At 44.8% G+C, this 23,469-nt stretch carries 19 protein-coding genes; 7 read left to right on the top strand and 12 right to left on the bottom strand.

Annotated elements, in window-relative coordinates; translation table 11 throughout:
* Positions 1–28: 28 nt before the first annotated feature.
* A complete protein-coding gene (locus FLA_RS07330; RefSeq protein ID WP_076379913.1) occupies positions 29–877 on the bottom strand; it encodes a helix-turn-helix transcriptional regulator in 849 nt (282 codons plus the stop codon).
* Between the two features lie 137 nt (positions 878–1,014).
* Here FLA_RS07330 and FLA_RS07325 point away from each other — a divergent pair, with 137 nt between their 5' ends.
* The 4 genes from FLA_RS07325 (at position 1,015) to FLA_RS07310 (ending at position 4,491) form a co-directional block, all read left to right on the top strand.
* A complete protein-coding gene (locus tag FLA_RS07325; RefSeq protein WP_076379914.1) occupies positions 1,015–1,395 on the top strand; it encodes a MauE/DoxX family redox-associated membrane protein in 381 nt (126 codons plus the stop codon).
* A 192-nt stretch (positions 1,396–1,587) separates the two neighbouring features.
* Entirely contained in the window at positions 1,588–2,595 is a 1,008-nt protein-coding gene (locus tag FLA_RS07320) for a sensor histidine kinase (RefSeq protein ID WP_159445118.1), read from the top strand.
* Positions 2,570–3,337, top strand: a complete 768-nt coding sequence (locus tag FLA_RS07315; protein ID WP_076379916.1) for a LytR/AlgR family response regulator transcription factor — start codon at positions 2,570–2,572, stop codon at positions 3,335–3,337. The genes FLA_RS07320 and FLA_RS07315 overlap by 26 nt, the downstream gene beginning before the upstream one ends.
* A gap of 131 nt (positions 3,338–3,468) precedes the next feature.
* Positions 3,469–4,491, top strand: coding sequence for a DUF6268 family outer membrane beta-barrel protein (locus FLA_RS07310; protein ID WP_144264057.1), 1,023 nt, complete (start codon positions 3,469–3,471; stop codon positions 4,489–4,491).
* A gap of 362 nt (positions 4,492–4,853) precedes the next feature.
* Here the strand turns inward: FLA_RS07310 and FLA_RS07305 are convergent, their stop codons facing one another.
* A complete protein-coding gene (locus FLA_RS07305) occupies positions 4,854–6,629 on the bottom strand; it encodes a hypothetical protein (protein WP_076379918.1) in 1,776 nt (591 codons plus the stop codon).
* Between the two features lie 250 nt (positions 6,630–6,879).
* Here FLA_RS07305 and FLA_RS07300 point away from each other — a divergent pair, with 250 nt between their 5' ends.
* The gene (locus tag FLA_RS07300; RefSeq protein ID WP_076379919.1) at positions 6,880–7,311 is read left to right on the top strand and encodes a hypothetical protein; all 432 of its coding nucleotides are present in this window, start codon (positions 6,880–6,882) and stop codon (positions 7,309–7,311) included.
* 285 nt (positions 7,312–7,596) lie between these two features.
* Here the strand turns inward: FLA_RS07300 and FLA_RS31395 are convergent, their stop codons facing one another.
* The 5 genes from FLA_RS31395 to FLA_RS07280 form a co-directional block, all read right to left on the bottom strand.
* Complete coding sequence (locus FLA_RS31395; RefSeq protein ID WP_159445119.1) at positions 7,597–7,746, bottom strand: hypothetical protein; 150 nt, start codon at positions 7,744–7,746, stop codon at positions 7,597–7,599.
* On the bottom strand, positions 7,739–7,996 hold the full coding sequence (locus tag FLA_RS07295) for a hypothetical protein (RefSeq protein ID WP_076379920.1): 258 nt from the start codon (positions 7,994–7,996) through the stop codon (positions 7,739–7,741). Before FLA_RS07295 ends, FLA_RS31395 begins: the two co-directional genes overlap by 8 nt.
* A gap of 4 nt (positions 7,997–8,000) precedes the next feature.
* Positions 8,001–8,399, bottom strand: coding sequence for a DUF5675 family protein (locus FLA_RS07290; protein WP_076379921.1), 399 nt, complete (start codon positions 8,397–8,399; stop codon positions 8,001–8,003).
* A gap of 12 nt (positions 8,400–8,411) precedes the next feature.
* Positions 8,412–9,035, bottom strand: a complete 624-nt coding sequence (locus tag FLA_RS07285) for a hypothetical protein (protein WP_076379922.1) — start codon at positions 9,033–9,035, stop codon at positions 8,412–8,414.
* 397 nt (positions 9,036–9,432) lie between these two features.
* A complete protein-coding gene (locus tag FLA_RS07280) occupies positions 9,433–10,629 on the bottom strand; it encodes a hypothetical protein (protein ID WP_076379923.1) in 1,197 nt (398 codons plus the stop codon).
* 732 nt (positions 10,630–11,361) lie between these two features.
* Between FLA_RS07280 and FLA_RS07275 the strand changes: the two genes are divergently transcribed.
* Positions 11,362–11,796 carry a hypothetical protein gene (locus FLA_RS07275; RefSeq protein WP_076379924.1) on the top strand — a complete coding sequence of 145 codons (435 nt, stop codon included), beginning with the start codon at positions 11,362–11,364 and terminating at the stop codon, positions 11,794–11,796.
* Positions 11,797–11,892: 96 nt separating this feature from the next.
* Here FLA_RS07275 and rpiA read toward each other — a convergent pair whose 3' ends face one another.
* Positions 11,893–12,582 (bottom strand): ribose 5-phosphate isomerase A, encoded by a 690-nt coding sequence (gene rpiA / locus FLA_RS07270; RefSeq protein ID WP_076379925.1) that lies wholly within the window; start codon positions 12,580–12,582, stop codon positions 11,893–11,895.
* 117 nt (positions 12,583–12,699) lie between these two features.
* Here rpiA and FLA_RS07265 point away from each other — a divergent pair, with 117 nt between their 5' ends.
* Positions 12,700–13,680, top strand: coding sequence for a CobW family GTP-binding protein (locus FLA_RS07265; protein WP_076379926.1), 981 nt, complete (start codon positions 12,700–12,702; stop codon positions 13,678–13,680).
* Positions 13,681–13,886: 206 nt separating this feature from the next.
* Here the strand turns inward: FLA_RS07265 and FLA_RS31390 are convergent, their stop codons facing one another.
* The 4 genes from FLA_RS31390 to FLA_RS07255 form a co-directional block, all read right to left on the bottom strand.
* Positions 13,887–14,051: a hypothetical protein gene (locus FLA_RS31390; RefSeq protein WP_159445120.1), complete on the bottom strand. Its 165-nt coding sequence runs from the start codon at positions 14,049–14,051 to the stop codon at positions 13,887–13,889.
* A 10-nt stretch (positions 14,052–14,061) separates the two neighbouring features.
* Positions 14,062–14,343 carry a DUF6934 family protein gene (locus FLA_RS07260; RefSeq protein ID WP_096510824.1) on the bottom strand — a complete coding sequence of 94 codons (282 nt, stop codon included), beginning with the start codon at positions 14,341–14,343 and terminating at the stop codon, positions 14,062–14,064.
* Positions 14,304–14,519 (bottom strand): DUF6934 family protein, encoded by a 216-nt coding sequence (locus FLA_RS32035; protein ID WP_084206289.1) that lies wholly within the window; start codon positions 14,517–14,519, stop codon positions 14,304–14,306. The genes FLA_RS07260 and FLA_RS32035 overlap by 40 nt, the downstream gene beginning before the upstream one ends.
* A 248-nt stretch (positions 14,520–14,767) precedes the next feature.
* A complete protein-coding gene (locus tag FLA_RS07255) occupies positions 14,768–23,440 on the bottom strand; it encodes a hypothetical protein (protein WP_076379927.1) in 8,673 nt (2,890 codons plus the stop codon).
* Positions 23,441–23,469 lie beyond the last annotated feature (29 nt).

The raw sequence follows: 23,469 nt of genomic DNA, 5'->3' as shown, positions 1-23,469 counted from the left end.
GCTTGCTTTTCAAAGGCAGTACAGTGGCTTACTTATAAATTTTACTGGGCGAAATGCCGTATTGTTTTTTATAGATATAGGAGAAATGCGAAAGCTGGCTGTACCCAATGAGCTTGGAAGTTTCCCCAATCGTTTTACCCGCCTTTAATAAAGCTTCGGCTTTTTCCATTCTCTTTTTATGATAATACTTATGAATGGTGGTGCCCGTTAGTTTTTTAAACGCCACCTTCAACGTGGTTTCGTTGGTACCTAATTCTTCCGCTAAAGAAACAATGGTGTAATCCACCTTGTCCGGCAACCTGTCCAGGTATTTCCGCGCTTTTTCGGCCAGCGTCAGGTTTCTGTGTTTCAGCTGCACCTCGGGCAGCGGAAGCGACTGCAGGTGCATAACATAAGCCCAAATGCGCATTACATTGGCCTTTACCAGCAGGTTATACACCTGCTTTGCATAAGCACCTGCCAGCAGCATTTCATAAAAGGGCTCTTTTATCAGCTGATCGGCCACCAGTGGCTCCTGCAACAATGCGGCCGGTACATCTGCCAGCACCAGTTGCTGCAGGCGGGCGGTGAGTGAAGCATCCTGTCTCGTTAATTTCAGTAACCATTCCACAGAAAACTGTATCACAAATAATTCCACCTTACCTGGCCGGATAGCCCGTAAGCGCCCTTGCATGCAGGGCAGATATAGCACGGTAAAACGGTTAGGTTTATCTATTACGATAGTTTGTTCATTGTTTTCCAGCATTAGCCCGGGCCCTGTCACACACACCAGCAACAGCAGTGGCCTATGCACATCTGCCGCATAGCTCCACTCCTCGTTTACCGTTTCTTTCAGGTATTGAATAAGTAATTGATCTTTCGAATACAGTTCTATCATACCACTCTGTGAGCTGGTAAAATTCTATTTCGATTCTAAAAACATTCTAAAGCACCCGGCCTGGAAAAAATTTTTGAGAAACCAACCGATTGCACGTAAATTAACAACTGATTGCTTTAACATATAAAACTCTCACTATGAAAGCTAAAATTCTGTTTGTACTATGCCTGTTAATGGGCCTTATGTTTATGAATGCGGGGCTGGATAAATTTTTACACTATATGCCCATGCCTAAAGAAATGCCGGAAAAAATGATGAAAGCAATGGCCGCCTTTAACGAAATTGGCTGGCTGATTCCTTTGGTGGGCTTTGCCGAAATACTCGGCGGGTTATTGCTGATATTTAAAAGAACCCGGGCATTAGGTGCAGTAGTGCTGGTTCCATTGCTAACAGGTATCCTGTTTGCCAACATCAGTATGGCTCCATCCGGCTTGCCTATTGTATGCATCCTTATAGCCATCCTTATTTGGGCAATCGCAGATAACTGGAAAAAATACCTGCCTATGGTAAGCAAATAACAGCGCTACCTGTTTCTTACATAGAATACCGGCAAAGCCTTTCGTTACAAAAGGCTTTGCTGTCCTCTCCCGCCGCCCGATGTCCATTCAGGGGCTATATTGTCCACTTCGGCTTTCACCAGGCACAAAGCCAGGTAACGTAACTACCTTTACACGATGGAAAAAAGGCTTCCGGTTAGAAATTTAATCCGTATGAACGTTCTGCTTACGATCATTGTAAGCATAACGGTGTTTTTATTCCTGTTGTTAAGTCAGCCGTTCTACCTGTCTGTATTTTACCTGTTCACCGCTTTAATTATCATTTCCCTGGTAGGTTTTGTAAACCTGTACCTGCTTGTTTTTTTTCAGCGTCGCTTTGAGCAGTCTAAAACCCAGGCAAATACTATCCGCTATATTGCCAGTTATGCCGCCAGCACGTTGGTATACCTAGCCATGTGGCCGCTATTTGCCTGGAGAGCGCATTTATCGTGGACCAGCATTCCTTTGCATCAACTGCTTACCTTTCTTATTTCCAATGTAATGATCAACACCTTTGTGCTGTTGATGCAGGACTATGTAATAGTAACCAGCCAGAAAATACGCTCCGACCTGGAGATTGCCCATTTAAAAACAGCGCAGGCAGAAGCAGCCAACCTGTTGTTAAAGCAGCAGATACATCCCCACTTTCTGTTTAACGCGTTAAACACCTTAAAAACCTTGTATAAGAAAGACCAGAAAAACGGGGAAACCTACCTGCTGCACCTCGCTAATTTTTTACGGGCTTCTGTATCTACCCACACTGAGCGACTTTCCAGTGTAGACGAAGAAATAGCCATTTTAAAAGATTATGTAGAAATGCAGCTGATCCGTTTTAAAGGTGCTTTTGAATGCACTATTAACATACCAGCGCACACTTATCACAGCTGTGCACTGCCTACCTTTTCGCTGCAACCATTGGTAGAAAATGCCATTAAACATAACGAGGTTACCAACGAGCAGCCTTTAGCCGTTTCCATTGTACAAAAAGAAGATTACATTATCGTATCTAACAACCTGCAACGCAAAAGCGTTCGGGAAATATCTACCGGTAACGGATTGGCTAATTTATCAGAACGTTACAAGTTGCTTTCCGGTGAGGATATCCTTATCCGGGAAGATGCGGAAGTGTTTTCCGTAAGCATTAAACTATTACCATATGAACATAGTAATTATAGAAGATGAAAGATTGGTAGCAGAAGACCTGGAAGAAAGCATTACTTCTATTGTACAGGAACCCACTGTTATTACACAGTTACATAGTGTAAAAGAAGCCGTAAAGTATTTTAAAAGTCATCCTGCCCCCGACCTTATTTTCAGCGATATACAGCTGGGCGATGGGTTGAGCTTTGACATATTTGAACAGGTGCCTGTTACCGCACCGGTTATATTCTGCACCGCATTTGACGAATATGCCATTACGGCTTTTCGCACCAATAGCATCGACTATATACTCAAGCCTTATTCAGTTGCAGCTATAGAAGCTGCCCTTCTTAAATACCAGCAGTTTAAAGAGGTGTTCACCCCTCCACAGGCCGCCAGTTACAAAGAGCTGATACACCTGTTACATACACAGCAGGCAAGCACTGCCAACACCTCGGTGCTGGTGCATTTCCAGGACAAGATCATTCCTGTTAAAACAGAAGACATTGCCCTTTTTTACCTGGAGAAAGAAGTGATACACCTGCGCACTTTCAACGGCAAAATCTACTTCCCCAATAAAAACCTGGAAGAGCTGGAAAAGGCCACCGGATTCCAATTTTTCCGGGCCAACCGGCAGGTATTGATCAGCCGTAAAGCCATTATTGACGCCAGCAGCTTTTTCTCCCGTAAGCTGTCACTAAACCTTACCATTGAATTTCCGGAACGCATTACCGTAAGCAAAAACCGCATTCCTGCCTTCCTGGAATGGTTAAGTAAATCATAGACGTTTGTAGCGCTTTGCCCTGTACTTTCAGTTGGCATTAGGAACACTGAGGTTGGATTTTGTCCCTTTCGGTTTGTTTTAGCTTGACAGCCATTGCCCTGCACAGCAACTTTGCAGCATCAAATGTATCAATGATGACTACTATAGCTAAAACTTCCGTATTCTCTATCTTTTTCGCCGCCCTGGCAATCACCCGTGTGCAGGCTCAAACCGGCACCACTATCGACCAAACCTCTGTAGCGGATTCATTAAGAAACGAAGGCATGACCAAGGCCGCTATTATGAATCCCTTGCTGCGGCAGATAACCATGTCGGGCGATTACATCAGCAAAAGCAAATTCCATACAGATGTGAATGGCAAACAGGTACTGGAAGGTAAAATGGAACAATACCGCACCGCATCACTTTTTAATATCCCCGTGGTAAGATGGAACAAAAACACGGTAGGCCTTTCGGTACTTACCTTACAGCAGATAGCCCATTTTAGCGAGGTAAACAATGCAACCACCTCTTTGAATAAAGAACAACTGAACTATAATAAATTAACCGTAGGGGTTACTGCTTCTTTTTCCCGGATAGACTCTTTATTTGGCGTGCCTGTATATTATACGGCGGCCGTAACAGGTACTTCCAGCGATGTGCAATCGGTAAAGAAAATGAGTTATCTGGCCGGCGCGGTTTTTACGTTGAAACAAACGCGTAATACCCGTGTATCCCTGGGCGGCATGTTAAACATAGATCCTTCTCTCAACATCCCCTTTCTGCCTGTAATAGGCTACTGGCACCAGTTTAACAACGGACTGGAAATAGATATTAACCTGCCTTCGCGTTTAGCATTGAAGCAACCCCTGGCCCGCAGATTATGGCTAAGCGCTGGCACTAACATTACCGGTAATATCTCCTTCTTCAATGATCAGACGTATGTGGGCATTCCCAACAACGTGAACTACTCCAGCATGGAACTGAAAACCGGGTTAGGGCTGGAATACCTGATAAGTAAGAAAATAATGATAGGCATCAATGGCGGCATTTTCAGCAACCTGAAAAGCAGGGCTTTTGATAAAGATAAAAAGGCGACTGATTATTTTATGGAAAGCAGGTTTGGCGCAGTTCCCTACGCCAACCTCACCGTATCGGTACTGCCTTTCCTGTAATCATTGCAAAGCCTGTAACATATGAATTTGGGCGCCATACCGGTATCGGCCGTTGGTGCGTCCCAGGGTGTCTCCCTGGGATTTTTTATGATATTTCTTTCAGGTATTATTAAGCTTACTGATACAGCAGGCACAACATAGGTTAAAAAGAAATTATAACTACAGCAAAGATTTCGTGGTAATAAAAAACGTTCTACTTTTATATTGCAAAGCACGATAAGCAGCTTCGCAAACAAAGAAAAAGATTTTAATTACCTTATTATAAACTAGGTGTTTTTCATAGGTTAGCAAACGGCCCGCCTTGTCTAAGGCCTGGGCTTATTTTTTTTCAGCCAACCCAAATAGTTTGGATAATATTTTCTTTATTTAGGCTTGGTATCCCATTTATAGCCACCCGATCCTTTTACGGCAGAGTCTGACTTCGTACCAAATCCCGCTATATGCAAAGTGTCTTTATCCACCCAGGCAAAAGCTATCGCGGTGCCGCCTTCCACATGCTGATGTTTCACTTTACGGTTATTAATCTGTTCTGTTTGATTGGTACCGTAACTACTACCAAACCCGTGTGTAAGTACGTTATCAACAGTACCTAAGATATCCGAATCACTATTAATAAATTCTTCCAGCGTAGTAGTTTCGTATGTAATTACTACTGCCGGACCAGCAGCCGCTGCTTTTTTACCAGGTACAAAATCGGGTTGCTTTAATTCATGCAACAATCTCTTATACTGCTTCCTTTCTATATATAAGCTATCCAGCACAACATCTATTCTTCGGATTAATCCCTTATGCCGGGCAGTAAATGGCGCAGCAATGCCTAGTGAACGTTTCATCAATCCCAGCTGAGTACCTATATCCGCAGTATAAATATTCTTTTGGCCTGAGTCTCCTCCATCTTCATGGGCCTTCTCAACTCCATCTGCGCGAAGCGCTTCACCCCCTTCTTCCTTATCATCATCCGAATCCGGCTCACTATCATCTCCCTCATCTGAAATATCATCCACCAAACTACTCGCATCTCCAGCCCCCTCTTTGCCTTTAAGGCCGTTTTCTTTTAATTTCTTTAGCCGGTCTTTTTCTTCCTGCTTTTTCTTTAGTTTCTCCTCTTGCTTCTGCTGTCGCTTTAGCGCTTCTGCTTCCTGTTTTAGAGCAAGTTCCTGCCCGTACACCTTCATAAACGCCGTATCCTTATTCATAATTCTAAGCACATTGGTACCAATACCCGGCTGATGTTCGCCTGCCAGCATTCCCGTAATCATTCCATTCAACGTACCTCTTACCGTATCACGTGAAATATTATCAGCGATATACTTTCTGGCTTCCTTAAAAATTTCGGGGGTCCCTTTTTCATTCCGGGCAATAATATGTAATACATCTATCAGGCAATTACCATCTGCAATAGCTTTTTTTCCTTCCCTAAACCGGTTACCATCTCCATCTATATATTTCCCGGCCACATCACTTACCAGATTGATGTAATGATTCCCCCCTGTAAACAATGCATATCCCTGCCTTCCGCCATTGCCATAATTTAAACCATTAGCATTGATCAACCGCAATTTATCCGCTCGTATCACACCACTATCTACATACACAGTGGCACTCACTCCCCACCTGTTAGCTAACAGGTTACCCTCTCCTTCCTGCAAATAAGCATCCTTTCTTAAATCTGCAATATGACTCAATTCCAGCCCTGTGGTTACTTTCGGGGTCATATTCTCCTTGTTGTCCCCCTGTGTTACCCTCTCTGGTTCAACAGCCATGTAATCCAGTGTACTTTGATACATCCTGCGTAAATAAGGTGCCACCCATGGCAATAAAAAGGAACCTATCATTATTGGCCACCGGTAAGAAGAGGATAAAAATTCGTAGTAAATCATCGCCTCATACACACTCACCGGTATTACTCCCATAATACACTTGATCGCGGCAGAACGCTCTAACTGCACCGGTCCATTGGCCGCAGATATGCCTGTTTTATTTCCGGACTGGTGCGACGTCTTTAAATATTGAGGAAATAACTGAATAGGATTTACTCCTGGCTTCTTTTGTTCCAGCAACTGCATAGGGTTCGATGAATATACGCCCGGCTGATTATCAGCCGCCCTGGCAATTGTAGTAGATTCACTTTGCTTCATCTGTGTTTTTTATGAAAAGAGTGCTATAAATGTAAACATTTTTAACCTGCCCCTATACTACCCTTTCAGCCTGTTCGTTTGATACATTACCGCACAGAAACTGTTCGCTTCCGTTACAACTGCTCTTTACCGACACCACCTCATCAAAAATGATTATCAATCACTTACAATTGGTACAGCGGTTTGGCACTCCGTTGGACTTATCTGTTATGTAATCGCAAAACACAACATCATTATAAAAATTACAATTATGAAAAAGTTTATCATCGCCGCCATCACCTTTATCACTTTAGCTACTACTGCCTTTGCAGCAGACAACAACAGCCACGTAGCCAGCCTGTTTAAAGCAGCTTATCCCAACGCAACCAACGTGCATTATAAATCCATAGGGGAAGTGGTAAGCATCAGCTTTGTTGACAACGGTAACAACATGCAGGCTTTTTATAACGAGGGCGAGCAGATAGCCATTAGCCGCACCATCAGCCTGCAGCAATTGCCCTCCCGCGCCATCACCGCTTTACAAAACAGATTTAACGGATATGCAACAACAGAAGTGATTGAACTGGATCATAACATAGAAGGTACTTCTTACTATGTATCACTGGAAACCAGCAGCCAGAAAGTAGTAGCGCAAGTGAGTGTAAACGGAGAAGTAAGCCTCTTTAAAAAATCAGCTAAATAAACAAGTGATTTATCTGTATAATAACTATGCCGGCAGAATGACTGCCGGCATTTTCTTTCAGTAATTCTTAAGCTTACTGATGAAGCCGGCCTAACATAGATTAAAAAGAAATTATAACTACAGCAATGATTTCATCGTAATAAAAAACGTTCTACTTTTATATCGCAAAGCACGGTAAGCGGCTTCGCAAACAAAGAAAAGATATCAATTACCTTATTATAAACTAGGTGTTTTTCATAGGTTAGCAAACGGCCCGCCTTGTCTAAGGCCTGGGCTTATTTTTTTCTAGCCAAATAGCTTTGTAGTATCTCCTATCTTCAAAAACTTTTGCTGCACCTGTTCCGGAAAACGCGCATCCAGCTCTGCCCATTGCGCAGCAAAAAGCCACCCCGAAAGGTGGCTGTTATTATTATGTTCAACCATTTTGCTATTCATCCAGCTGTTTAGCAGCCTGTAACACTGCATTATCCACGGTGGTTTGACTTACTGCCGATAGCACACCACCTGCCACTGCCAGGTATTTTGCTATCTGTATTACAATATGAGGCAACACATCTGTAGCGGCTATGATAACCGCGCTAACGGCCATCAACGTCAACCCTATTGCACGCAGCTTTTTAAAAAAGGAAGGCGTTGGCGCTTTGATACGCTGTAAAAGCGTTAATAACTGATTATAGAACTTCATTTTTTTAGATTGTGGTAATAGTTAATAAAACACTTTTGTTATTATCCAATGCATGGTACACCATTAGCACTAACGGCTGAAACGCAGCCCTGGACAAATTACCGCAGCCCGGTCCGGTGATGGTGGTAACCGGCGCAATACATCCCTGCAATTGCAGCAGGGCATTGTTAGCGGGATGAATCAGGATAAGGCTTCTGCCTTTTACTCCCTGCACATGCAGGTGGCTCTTAAATTTATCGCTGAAACGTTTCACCAACCGGTAAGTGCCTTCGGGTATGCAGGAGACACAGGTTTTGTTTTGCAGCCACGGCAATTCAATAGTATAACAAAACAACCGGCCATCCACATACAGGTTACCATTGGTGCCATTGGCATAGTAGGTACGTTGTAATATTAGTTGCATCTGTACAGTTTTTTAACCTCCGTAAGTAACTTCTATTATATCACTGGCATACCCCACATCCTGCCGGCCATTAAAGTAAAGTGCCTGGTATTCGCGGGTTTCCGGTTGGTTGGCCACCATTAAAGGGCGCACATCTTCAAACGGCGATTCATAATCGTTGCCCAGCCTGTCCCATCCGTTAGAACCTTTAATTCGGCTGTAAATGGTAATACAATTCATCAGCTGCAGGTTAAATGTAATCAGCACTTTGCCGGGGTATACCGCTGCTTTAATATCAGGTTTCAGCAACAAAGGATCTACCACCTGAGAGGTGCTGTTCAATCCCAGTTCGCTACCTATGCTGGCTTTATAGCCAGGCAGGTTCTTCAGGCGATTTACCAGCACCATAATACCCTTCAGGTTTATCTTTTTCAGTTCATCCCTTTCTGTCAAAGCATTCTTTAACTCATTCCGCTTTATTTCCGCCAGGTTAATGGCACCTATCAGCGCCGTAAGAAATGTTTCCAGTTCGGTAATTTCTGTTGCTGGCATACCAGCGGCTGCACCCGCTGTTCCTATTTTCTCTTTCAGGTTGGTTAACCATAGTAATAATAAACCTTCTTGTTGCGGTATAAAATGCACATGCTTCTTTATCATGTCTTTTGTTTTATGTAATAAAAAATGTAAGTGTTGGCATCTGCTGTTTGTAACCCTCCCCTGCCGCTTTATGCGCAATAACCGGAAGCGAAGCAGGAAAAGGCGAACGGCCGTTCTTTGTGTAACATGCAGCGCCTGTTGACGATGTAAAAAGACATAGAATGCTACAGCTCTGCAAACGGCATACTGCCGGCAGCATAGCTGTAATGCAGTGCAGACAAGGAAATAAATTTTTATATTATTTTATGCGGGAGCGCAACAAAGACGACAAGCATACGTGCATAGGCGTTCCGCAAGGCTTGCAGGCATTTTCCTGGCTATAAATACCCTGACTGCACCTTCCATAAAGAAACAGGAAGGCCAAAATTCAACTATTAACCAAACACTTATACATACACTACTCTTTTTTAGCACGCATACTGCGGCTATTGAGATAGCTTTTGCTGTCTTGCACCAGCCGTGAAAGTTTTGTATGAGTAGGAAAGGAAAGTTGTTTAGCCAGGTTATTTACATGATCGGCTTTGGGTGGCTCTTTCGTATCAGAAAACCTGCTTACCAGCAACAGGGTGCGCAATATGGCTATAAAATCTTTGTTCTTAAACACCTCACACTCCTTCCACATCTTGCAAAAAGCGGCAAACTCCCGGGTAGACATATTCCATACCAGTGGTTCAAAGCTGGGCATGCCGGCAGTGGCAGAAGCTGCATCCCAGGCAACCTGCTCCAGGTGACTGTAGTAATCTTTCAGCTTTTTATAACGCTTTTTCTTCATCTTCCGTGCCGACTTCCCGCCCGGCAACAAGGCTCCCTTATAAGTGAACAAACCTGATTTCACCATTTTCAACTGCCGTTCCAGATGTGCTATTTTTTTATTGTTGGACATATCAGCCAGTTCCGCATCCAACTGCTGCTCGTGCAGGAACAGAATCTCCGGATGATTAAAATTATGATCCAGTAACAACTGCACAATTTCATCGTCGGACTTTGCCTGGCGTATAGCCTGCTCCAGCACGGGAAATATATGCTGGATATACTCTAATACTTCATAGGTAAAATCGCGTGTATCCCTGCCATATAGTATTTTTTTCATGGGCATCAGTACCGCATCGGCAGTAGTTTTATCTCTTCCTTTCCAGTATTGCGCCAATGAATGCAACCTGCGACACAAGCCCATCTTTTCCTTTGCCAATTGTATATCCGGCACCTTTAGGCTGCGACAACCCGCAGCATCCAGTTTTTTCCTGACATCATCAAAGCAATCCTGCAAAAGCAGCATCAGCGACGAATACAGCTGAGAGGTAGCATAGCAGGAAGGATAATGTTTTCTGTAGCTGTACAAATGGTCTAAACATTCAACCAGAACTGTACAGACTTCGGATAGCTTTATCTGTTTTTCGGAATGGTCTCTGCTATCCATCAGCCGGGTAGCTAATTGCATCTGCAAATAAAGAACAGCCAGCTTCATATAGGCATGCAGTTCGGTACGTGTGTGTTGAAGACTATTAGGGTGCGACTTACACAGGGTAGCCAGTTTTAATTGAGCCAGCGCGCACCCAGCAGCGTCAAAAGGCGCGCAAAGTAATGTCAAAGGCATAGCGATCTATTCGGTTATTAATAGCGGCACTTCACAGTAATAAGCAGTTATAGGATAAATGGCAAGGGAAAGGGAGAACACTTTTTATAAGAGTGCAGATAAATATACATATTCCGGGATAATAACTGCACAAAGATACCTCCAGGGAAATACATTAAATAAATCATTATAAATACAATACGCCCAACACTATTTACCCCCTGGCCCACTCACCGCGTAATTTCCAATAGCTATTGGACCCCGTCCAGCAGACACTGCACAGCTTCCAACAGCTATTGGACCGCACCCAGCAGACACTGCATGGCTTTCAATAGCTATTGGACCGCATCCAGCATGCACCGCACGGCTTCCAATAGCTATTGGACCACGTCCAGCAGACACTGCACGGCTTCCAATAGCTATTGGACCGCGTCCAACAGACGCTGCTCAGTTTCCAATAGCTATTGGACCACATCCAACAGACGCTGCTCAGTTTCCAATAGCTATTGGAAAGCAAGCAAACTGATGCTGTACCCTAAAATAAGCCCATACTATTGAGCCCAATGACGCAAGTTTGTCTGTCTGATACATTACCGCACAGAGACTGTTCGCTTCCGTTACAACAGCATCTCCATACCCAATCTCATTCACAATTGATTATCAAACACTTACAACTGGCATAGCGGTTTGGCATTGCGTTGGCCTTATTACTACTGAAAACGAAAAAACAACATCATTATAAAAATTACTATTATGAAAAAGTTCATCATCGCCGCCATCACCGTTATCACTTTAGCTACTTCTGCCTTTGCTGCCGACAATAACGACAGCCGTGTTATCAACCAGTTTAAAACTGCCTATCCGGGTGCCACCAACGTTCACTATAAAACTATAGGTGAACTGGTAAGCATCAGCTTTGTTATGGATAGCACTAACATGCAGGCTTTCTATAATGAAGGGGAACTGGTAGCTACCAGCCGTACTATCAGTTACCAACAGCTGCCCTTACGCGCTATTACTACTTTACAAAGCAAGTACAACGGATATACCACTACAGAAGTGATTGAACTGGATCACAACACAGAAGGTTCTTCCTATTATGTATCACTGGAAACCAACAACCAGAAAGTAGTGGTAAAAGTGACTACAAGCGGAGACGTAAGTGTATTTAAAAAATCAACTAAATAATCAGTATCTCATTTTTTAACGCAAACAGCGCCGGCAGGAAAACTGCCGGCGCTGTTTGTATATGTAAGCAAAGCTTTCCAGGCTAGTAAAGCCTTATCAAAACCGCGAAGCCTGCAATACCTTTACATCACCATAGCTTGCTACAATGGCTTTGGATGCCATTTTGTAAAACAAAGAATGATCCACCACACCCGGCAGCATTTTTAAGCGATCTAGTTCATCCAACCCGGGCAGTACCGGAAAACGGGCTTCTAACAACACATTGTTTCTTGCAGTAAGCACAGGCGCCCCTTCTGCTGTTAGGCGAAAAGTAAGCTCCACGCCAGGAAACATTTTGCCAATAGTGGACTTCACTTTTTGCTGCGCTGCCGGAAGCACTTCCAGTACTAGTGGAAAATGTAAGGTCAGCACATCTACCAGTTTGGAATCATCTGCCAGCAATATAAAATCGGTAGCCATAGATGCCAGTATCTTTTCATCGGTATGAATGCCACCACCGCTTTTCCAGGCATACAATCTTTGATCCAGCTGGTCGCACCCATCAAAGTATACATCCACCTGATCGTGATGGGCGGTGTCGTCTACACGAAGTGCGTTATCTATTAACAACCGGGTGGTTCCGGCCGATGCAGATAAAAAAACAAGCGATTCCGCCAACTCCCTGTCCACCGCAAGAAATTCTACCAGGTAGGCAATGGTTGTACCCGCCCCCAATCCTACCGTCATCCCCTTCTGTATCCATTCGCAGGCAGCCTGCGCCGCTATTTTTCGTACATCCTTCGTCATATCCTGTAAAAGTAAAAAGTTTACTGCAACAACCTGGCAAACAATCCCCCTCCCACTATTGCAACATCATTGCATAAGATATATTACCTTCGCAGCATACGAACACAATACCTGTGTATGATAACAGAAACAAGAATTCCCATTACTATATTAACCGGCTTCCTGGGCAGTGGTAAAACCACTTTACTCAACCAGCTGTTAGAAGACAAAAAGGATAAGAAGATAGCGGTGATTGAAAACGAATTTGCATCTTATGCGTTTGATGCCGATTTGCTCGAGAATAAAGCAGAAGCTATCCGCACCATCAGCTCAGGCTGTATTTGCTGCACGCAAAGCGGCGCTTTAACCGAAGCGGTGTTACAAATGGCAGAAAGCCCGGAAGGCTACGATCACATTATCATTGAAGCAACCGGTGTAGCCGATCCTGCGGGTGTGGCAGGCAGCTTACTGGATGAAATGGTACAGCAACACTGTTATATGGATGCGGTGATTTGTATGGTTGATGTGCAACACATTGAACGTTTGCTGGAAGAAACAGAAGAAGCCGGACGCCAGATAGCTTTTTCAGATGTATTACTACTTAGCAGAACAGATATTCCCGAAGCAGCGGCGCGCAAAAGCGAAGTAACCGCTTTGCTCACTTCCATTAACCCGCTGGCCGCTATACATGACTGTGATTTTGGGGTGGTGAAGGATTGTGATATATGGCAGCTGTTTGCTTACAGAACGGATAAGATGGTGCAGACTACCGAGCAGGTGTTTCAACAAGCCCGTCAACCACACGAAAAAATAAAGGCACTCACTTTCACCCTGGATGAGCCGGTGGTATTTTCGGCACTCAATTTTCTGCTACACTCCCTGGAAGATGTATTTGGCAACAACCTGTACCGGATTAAAGGGTTTGTATATGGCGATAACATACCCAACCGGATGATTATACAATCCGTTGCCGGCACACATTGCTGGATAGCTGGCGCGCCCTGGAAGGAAGAGGAACCCCGCCAAACGCGGCTGGTGTTCATTGGTAAAAACCTGCAGCGGGCTACATTGGAAAAATACATTAACACCTGTATTATACCAGACGAGCAGGAAATATAAACACGCGGTTATACAAACACAAAAGCCGGGCTTACCTACGTGTACAAACAAAAACAGCATTTATACTTTTACGTACAAATGCTGTTAAATATGTTACTGAATCGCTTGTATTATATTAATGCTTTGGCTGCCGTCTGGTATGAAAAAAGCTGTTCGCTATTTAATGTTGATTGCATAATGGTGTTTTTATATTTCTGTAATATAACTTACTTAGGAAGTGACTTCATATTGGAAAGCATCTCATTGACTTTCGCCAATTTTTCAGAAGCCAAAACCTTGCTTCCATGCTTTTCTTTCAAAGCAGGATCAATCGTGAGATTTATTCCCAGCGATTTAGCATAATCAATGATTTCTTGTTTTTTGTCCTTCATACAAGCAAATTTAAACTTTTTTCCTTTTCACAAGAAAGCCGAAATAGTCTAATCCCTTTTGAAAGGGTAGAATAACATAGGATTCCATGTCTTTCAGCAACCCATATATATGAAATTCAGTTGATAACTCCACTAAATTCACTGAAATTGCCATCCTGTACAACCGGGTTCTCTGTGCAGTACTACCGGTAAAAACCACCTGTTTGCCAGGATGTTCCTTGAAAAAAAGCGTAGTAGCATACACCACCGTTGCTAAAATCTTATCCCTGTCTTTATTATCATCAACAGCCATATCATCAATACTCCTATCAGCCTTAAATTACCAAAGGATAAATTGTACGTATCAGGCTGAGAAGTATGTACAAACTGAATCGCCTTTTTAATTTCTCCTTTAGGCCCAACACTTACAAATTCAAATTCCAGAAAATCAGGGGAAACAATTACATCATTGTATTTCTCATATTGCATGTGCTTTTTACTATTACGTGAATGAATGAGCTTTCACAACTAAGATATTTCTATAGCACCTGGCTCCCCTGTTCATTTTGTTCAGAGTCTCATTCTAATTTTGCTCTTTAAACTCCTTTCTAACGCTTAATAACGCCTCTGTGTAATTAACAAGGCTAACGGGGGAGGCTTTTTCCAACTGAATGATTAAGTTGTTAAACTATAGCCCCCCCCTCAATTATCACTGCCCGGCTTTTTCACCTATATACTTACAGTATCGCTGTTAATGGCAAATTAAACTCCCTGCTTAACAAAGGCAGGTTGCTGCCAAAGGCAGAATACACCTGTAAACTGAATGTCCATTGTGCCGTTACAGAAACCGGCGCATGCGCGTTCAGCCAAAGTTGCATACTGGCTGCCAGCATATTGGCAAATGCTGCACCCTTGTCTGCTATTGTTACCGTATAAGGCGGCAACAGTAACACAGGAATACTTACCATCAGCCCACTCGTTCCCATCTGGTATTCATACATACACTCCACCTTTACGGTCAGTGAAGTAAGATCGGTGATGTGTACCGTAAGCGCATTGGCCCAAGCCAATAACTGATCCGGCAATGAACGTTGTTGCGGCAGCGTACCATCCGATGAAGGTATAGACGCGATATTAATAACAGCATCCAGCGAGAACAACGGCTGATAAATGGAATAGAACATAACCAATGGCGTCTGGTACACAAACAGTGGATTGGTGGTTTGCCATTCTGTAGTAGAACCTTTTACCAACAGCAGATCCAGGTTTCTCTTTAACTGCAACCCCGCTACTGCATTCTGGGTTTCGAATACATCCAGCGATTGCAAAGTGGCGCTACGGCCAGGCACTACATTCCGGTTACTATACAATAAAGGAGTTTGATCTGCCTGACTGATATAAGTATAACTGGTGGTATTGCCCACAGTGCTGGCAATCCTGTCATATCCTGCAATATCTACCAGGGGCACCAGTTCACGCGTGTTAGACTTATCCGGTGTAACATTAATGATCAACGGTGGTTGTGGCAACTGCACATTCTCCGTTTCTTCTACCGTATACTTCAATACCACTTTTGCCAGCACATCCGTTCCCGCTTTTACCTTTACCCACTCTTTCGTTACAGAAGGTTTAAAAGGGTTCACCTGGTTGGCACTCAGCTTCCAGGCATTGCCAATAATATTCAGAATGGATACAAATGCATTTACTGCATTGGCTGCGTAAGCCGAGTTACCATCCCCTGCTGCTTTTACATTCACCAGGTAAGCGTCAAAATCGCTGCTTAACTGCGGATACATGGCTGTAAACTGCACCAGTGCCTGGTTCAGGTTTAACGCTGCGTTATTATTATGCAGCGCTGATCTGTCAGGTGGTGTTACATTAAACTGCACTTGCATCACCGTAGTGTCCTGTGCGGCAGCCGGTGCCTGGTAGGTATAAACATAATCCCAGCTTCTGGCCACCGATACGGGGTCTGGTGTATTGGCCGCAACCAGTGATGGATAATTGCCTGACTGACCGGTAACATAGGGTGAGAATGGATACGCCTTTAAAGGAACCGGTATGCTCATTTCTCCCGCACTGGTATAGGTAACCGGTAATGTTTGCGGTATCAGCAACAACAACCACGAAGAAGCCAGGTAACCATCAATACCTTCTACCTGCTCATACTGCCACTCTATATGCGACACCTCAAAATTCACCGCAGAGAAATCGGCGCTTTGCGATTGGCTGTTGTCGATCCGGAACATAAAGGTTAACCAGGAGTCGCCCGCAGCCACCGGTAATTTGGCAGCCGAGAACACAGCGTTCTGCTCGGTACTGCTTTGCTCCCCCGGCTCAAACACACCCGACACTTTACCATACAGCCTTGGAGCCGCGCCTTCGAATGGCGGATCGGTATTTAACCCACCCCAGCACGATTGTACCGACACAGGCCGTTGCACCGCCGCAGAATATTCATAGGCGGCAGACAACTGGATAAGCAATTGCTGATACCATTTTTGCTGTGCATTATTAAAGCCATTGGCATCTGGTGTATCCGAAGGCTCAATAATATAATCTACCATGCCCGCAATCGCTTCTGCTATCAGCTGTTTGGCATCCAGCACCTTTTGCAGGCTGGTACCATTATCCAGTAAAAAGGCAGGTACGGCATAAGCAGGACTTAAAAACTTATCAATGGCTTCCAGCAATTGCAGGCACCAGTTATCCAGGTCGATAGACGTGAAATTAGTAGTTACGCCCTGCGCTTGCGGGTTAAAAGGCACACCTGTTTGATAGCCTATTACCGGCGCACTGATATTTTGTAAAGAAGTAGCCAATGGTATAGGCGCCAGGTAATGCGCTGTATCCTGCTGATAGCTGATGCTGATACCTTGCTTGCCTGCAGTATCAAAACGAACAATCCATACAGGCGCAGCGGCAACCGGATCGCTCGATGCCGTAGTAACATTGGTAGCTGTAGCCACCTTATATACAACAGAAGAAGCCGGGTTGTTAAACGCCGCTTCAAATGTTTGCGCAAAATACAGCAGGGAAGCATCGCCACTGGCAGCACTTTGCATATAAGGCTGCACAGGCGTTACAGCAGAAGCCACCCCAGCCACGCTGGCAAAATCAGGATCTACATTTTGAGTGCGGCTGATAGTGATAGCGGCCGCCAATGCGAAAATATATTGATAGCTGGTAACATTTGCAGGGTCTATCGTTTGAGCTAATACATAACTGCCGGGAGCCGCAGGTGGCGTTGCACCCTGGGCCACTGCATACAGGTAGTCCACCACCGGTGTTACAAACTGTTGCAATAACTGTGTAATGTTTACCGGCTGCACCACACCCGCCGGAAGCGCTGCGGTAGCATTTACTGAAACAGTCCAGGTCATTTGTATATCTGCACTATGGCTTAACTGAAACCATAACCTGGCCCAGGTAATGACATCTGCTGCCGCATTCTCTTTCGAGCTTTGATCGCCCTGTGCATACCTGCCGGTATTAAACACAAAGGATACGTTACAAACAGGGTTAACAGTTCCATCGCCTGCAAACTGATAAGAAACAGATGCAGAAGGCCATTGAGATACCGCCACAATATTATCCGTATACAACACAGGAATATTCAGCTTTTCTTTATCTGCAGGCAGCGGCAGGGTATTACCAAACATATCCTGCCAGTTCAGCAACAACGTAGCTGTTGTGCCAATGCCCGCGTAAGGGTCTGTGATGTTCCATTTATTGGCAATACCCGCTACAAAGCTATTATAGGGCATAATACCCGTATAATGCCACAAACCATCCTCTGTTACCGTTTGCCTGTCCTGCGTATTATCGCCATCTACAGGGCCCGACGGAAGCAGGTTCTGGTATAATGGATTGGCAGGTAAGCTTACACCCAGCAGGTTAAACTGGTTGCCCAGGTAAATGCCATCTTCTGTTATAGAAGGTGGGGTATCAGGATCGGCTGGTGGCGTATATTCACCGGGGTTGGCCCGCTTCAACACATAACCAATATTCCCCTGCAACATCATCGACGATCGTAACATAAACGAAGCCGACTGCGCATATACCGATGTGTTATTATAGTTAATAGCATCACCAATAACCATGCTGTTTAAAAACGGCTGTGCCACAAAACTGTTATAGGTAATTAACAGCTCCAGTTTAGCTGAATTATTGCCATCGAACAGCGCATCCGGCAATCCGGCATTGCCTGCCGCCACATCATTGTAGTATAAATAAAAACCACCTGAACGCACAATACTGCACTCCCATAACAAGGTAACAAAGTCAGCAAAAGTGTTGAGGGTATTAGAAGGCGCGACAACGTCGCCCAAAGCCACTTTATTCAGCATAAACCCTTGCTCCGGATTGGTTTCGGTAGAAAGGTTGGCCTGCACTATGGCAATAGCTACCTTATCAGGCGGCATTGTAGTATTGCTGGCAGCCGATACATAGCCACCCTTGCTGTTAGTAGTAGGGTCTGGCTGATATAACAACTGTACCTGACCGCTAAAGCCCTTGCCTGCTGCACTGTTCAGGTAAGCCACCAGGCTTTCGAGAAAATGTACGCCGGTATCATCGGCTCCTGTAAGGTTGTACATGTTGCCCTGCAATGGCGAGGTGATGACATTGCCAGCCGTAACCTTCTGCACCGTTACTGCAACCGTAGTAGCCCATACATAATTGTTCACCGCCACTGGTTTAGGATCTGCTACCGTAGTATCTAAATACTGCACAGTAAATACAGGAGCAGCACCCTGGTAAGCAGCCAGTTCATTCTGTAAATGAGAAGGCAGTTTCAGTATATAAGGCTGGTTGGCTTCACCCGCAAAATAATCACCGGGATATTGCCACAGGGCAGGGCTGCCCAGGGTAAAGGATTGTTGTCCATCGTAATATACCGGTGCAGGTGCCGGATAACCAGGCTGAATAGCCGCAGCCAGAGTTGCAGCTGCAGTATCTGTTATGCGCGTCATTTCGGTGCTGCTGATCACCACGGGTAATGCAGTGGCTTTCGCGTCTTTATTAAAGCTGATCCAGTTAGTACTTTCTGCTTTTTGTAACGTTACACTAAATGCATCCTTACCGGCCTGTAGGGCCGGGATAGTAAACTGTTGGCCGGTAAGCACATACAATGGCTCAATAGCTCCACTGGCCGCCACCGGTGGTGTTGGTAAACGCAAACCATGCAGCAGGAACCGGGAAGCCATACCGGAAAGACTGATAATATTGCCCGGTGTGCAAACGTTGTTCAACAAATCGCCAATATTAACAGAAGTCACCTGTTGGCCATTGACATAATCCAGTGCCTGCCGGATCATTTGCTTGCCTACCAGGTTGATAAAATCAGTAAAGAAGAAGGTAGCCATTGACAGGTTGGTTTCTATAGCCACCCCGCTGTTGTCTACCGATGATAAACAGGCCGCATCATTCACAGTGGCAGTGTTGCTGCTGTAATTCGCGTTCAGCATGTTCAGAATGGCGGTAACATCCCCAATATAGTTCTGTGTACCCGTCATGTTGGTGGTAGCAAAATCTGCATTGGCTACTGTATTACCATTCAACGTTGCCTGCAATTGTAAATCAGGCATAGGTGGAAATACAGCTGCATTCAAAGTAGTATCGGTATCCTGCGCTACTGCCGAGATATTAATGGTAGTGCCGGCGCCATCTGTAAAGTAAGCCTGTAAAAATCCTTTTACATCGTAGCCATTCGTGATGGGATTATTATAATTGAAAGGTGCCTGGTTATCTTGCTGGTTGTTAAACACGCACATTAAGGCGGTTAACTGCTGCACAGTCACCTCCTGTGCAATCAGCTGGCTGTACGTAGTATGAGCGGTTCCGCTGTTTACAATAGCGTTCACACACCAGGCCAGCACCCCTCTTGCCAGGCTGCCTAACGAACTGTTATCCACGGTAGCCGTTGCCGCCGGCGCATCAATGTACAGCATGGCTACATATTGTGCTGCTGTGGCATTCGCAGCTCCTTCGCCAATAGTAAGATGGGGTATAAAATACAACTGCATGGCGGGTGCCGCAGCCAAACCACTGTCGTATTGCAAAGGTTGCCATACCAGTTTGTACGTTTCATTATCCGCTAACACCAGTGCCGCCGCACCACTACCCACACATGGGTTGTTCCATAAAGCCTGGTTCCAGGTATCGGTTCCTATGCTGAACGAAGCGCTGATGGTAGCACTGAAACTGAGCGAAATGGATATTTTAAATAAGCCGAGGTTAATACGCACCGTAAGCCTGATGGTTACACCCGCCTGGAAATTGATAGGAATAGCACGATGGCTTTCTATTACCAGTGTGGCATAGATATAAGCCAATATATCAAACTGGGCCGAGATGATAGCAAAGTTCACCTGCCCGTAAATATGCCCTACAATGCCCACAGTGGCAGAAAAGCGGTAATAAGTGGCTGTTTTACTGCTATCTGCATAGCAGGTATAAAAGCCTAATACCCCTTCAAATATACCCACCACGGTAAGAGACAAACCAGCTGATAAAATACCGGCTTCAATGGTTTTGCCCACGCCCAGCGACAAGCCCAAACCGGCTACTATTACGGGATTGAACTGCCCATATTGGGTTACCGGCACGCTGGTAGAAGTGGCACCGCTAAGCATGCCAAAATAGAATCCTCCGTATCCCACAAACGGGAATACCTGTATGCTGAAAGAGCGGGAAAAATCGGTGATGCTGGCAGGAAAACCAAAGTCAACGTAGAAGTTGCCATTGGTATACACCTGCACCAATACATTGGGCAGGGTAATAGACACCTCTCCTAATTCAATATGCCTGAATTCATCGGGCAATTGCAGAATCACCTGGTACATGCCAATGGTGTCGGTGATTTTTTTATAGAGTATTTCAAAATCTAGCCCGGCAAAATAAGTAGCTCCGTTGGCTATGCCAATGCGCAAACCATACAGATCAGGATCGTCAAACACAAACTGTAGCTGGTAAAACTTCGCCACTGTAAAATCAGCGGCTATCATCCAGCTGTTATTGGCATTAAACACCAGTGTACCTGTTGTGGGGGTAGCAGGTGTTTGTTTTACCGGCACCGTATTACCTCCCTGATCGGGTGGCGCTAAGTATTTTTCGTAGTTGGCCAATGCCGCCTGTACTTTATTTACCTTATCCAACCCTGTAAGCGATACATGCTGCCCCAACGCCAGAAACTTCAGATCAAACAGGTCGCTACCCGAGCCCGGAACGGCTGGTGGCGACTGGCTGGCCGCATCCCATTTAGGTATTGGCTTACCATCCAGGTAACTTCCTTCCAGCTGCACATTCACCTGCGAGTTGTTTTCTACCGATACAGACAGTCCCGTAATATTGATAAAGAACAGCTTGATAGGTGATGATAAGTTATATTTGAGAGAAACCGTTTTGCTGGTAAGGTTAATACTTAATTCCAGCCCTTTTAAAGAGATGGAGTTGAGCAGGCTCCAGGGATCGGGTAAAGAAAAATCCTGCGAAGGATCTATTTCATTGATCAGCGCCGTTAATATTCCTCCCAACGTCCAGTCACCACCTTTGGCAGTGATGGTATCCGACTTACTATCGTATACAAAACTAAAGCCTTGCCACTCCAATCCTAATGAATAGGTGTTGGTAGTGGTAAAGGCATAAGTAACTTTAAAGGATATGCCAAACACATCCATCGTTAGCCCTATACTACCACTGGTGCCGCCATTATAGGTAACAGAAAAATCGGCCACTGCGTTAATGGCAGGTAACACACCAAAAGTAGTGTTCCAGTTGCCCACGGTAGTGCCGCTTACAGTATACGTAGTTTGCTGAGTAGCTGGGTTTGACACCACGCCCATGCTCAAAGCAGTAATATTTAACGTATCCAAACCTAAAGCCGAATCGGGATTCACCTCGCTGCCAATCAGCTTTTGCGCCAGCTTTATCACATTAATAACCGAACCCGGCGCCAGCGCTGCATTAAAACTCCACGGTCCTCCTTTGGCATAAGCCGCAGCCAGATTCAACACCACATCATCCGGTAGCAATATCTGGCCGGCAGCCGACACACTTAACGGTGGAGGGGATGGCAAGGATGCACCCGGAATATACACCTGCAGCATGGGGTTGGCTATACCAAAGCTTTGGTCTATAATCCACCAGGTAGCATTCACCGCTACCGAAAAGGTGATATAAGATAATTGTAAAGAGCTGGGGTTAAAGGAAATAGTAAAGTAGTTGAGTGCAAGCGTATTGCCCGCTACCGCTGCCGGCAAATTTAAAGAACCTGCATCTATCCCACCGGGTAGCTTATTAAATACAGACACGTTTTTCAAATCCACTTCTCCGTAGGCATTCAACACCCAATCTGCATTACCCGGGGGGATGCTCATGTTAATGCTCAGATTGGTGGTGCTGTCTGTAGGGTCTATTTGAAAATTACCATAAATAAAAGTGCTGATGCTTCTGCTGGCCGAAATGAAAGGGTCTTGCACAGTAATATTGACACCGGCACTGGTTATGGTGAATATAGGCTTATCAGCTGGTCCTACTGGCCAGTTATTACAGCCTATCTGTGCCGCAATTTTTTGAATAGAGAACGAGCCTGCTGATTGTGTAAAATTAATTTGTAACGCTACCAGGCCAAAGCCCCCTACTCCGGACAATCCCGGAGGAAGCTGACTAAACACATTGGTGCCTGCCAGCAAGGTGCTGATGTCGCCCAGGTTTATTAACGTAGCGCCCTGGGCAGCACTTAAACCAATACTCCACACTGGTGTAGCTAAGGTGCTGGTGGGTATGGTAACTGTGATGTTCACCTGTTTGCCTGAGCTGGTATTGGGTAACAGAAAGTTACCTGTAATACCCAGCGAGCTACTTCCACCGGCGCTGGTAGTTAACGCTATACCAATGCCTGTAAGGCTAATACCAATATCAGGTAACAAGGCAGGCCAACTTTCTGTACTGGTTTGTAAACTAACACTTAAAGTAGCATAGCCACCTTTGGGCGGATTAGAAGCTCCTAAAAGTGTTACATTGGGTAAAGCAATGGAAGGTAGCGAGGGGTTGGTAGCAATGAGCCCCAATGTATTTAACTGGGTAATATTCAGAGAAGACAATGTGCCTGAAAATTGTGCAGTTCGGGTAGTTGCCTCTTCCCCTGTTAGTTGCAACATAAAATCGGGCACTGTACCATTATAGAGTGTGGCCGTACCTTTTATAAACAAGGTGGTTCCGGTAATATAAATATCATTGGCAGGCGTTGTTTTATCTACCTGAACAGGAATCTGCGTTACTTTAGCAGCCTGTAGCACCTGTGCATAACAATCACTTTGTATAATACTGTTATCCAGCTGAAGCTGTCCCCCTGCGGAAGAAGCTTTTGCTATCAGGTTTTGCTTAATTTGTTCAAGTGTATTGGCCACGAATCTTTATTTAGAAGTAAAGTAGAATG

Source organism: Filimonas lacunae, assembly GCF_002355595.1.
GTDB classification, from domain to species: Bacteria; Bacteroidota; Bacteroidia; order Chitinophagales; family Chitinophagaceae; genus Filimonas; species Filimonas lacunae.
Note: the sequence above shows the minus strand (reverse complement) of the source record. Positions and strands in the feature narration are given on the sequence as shown.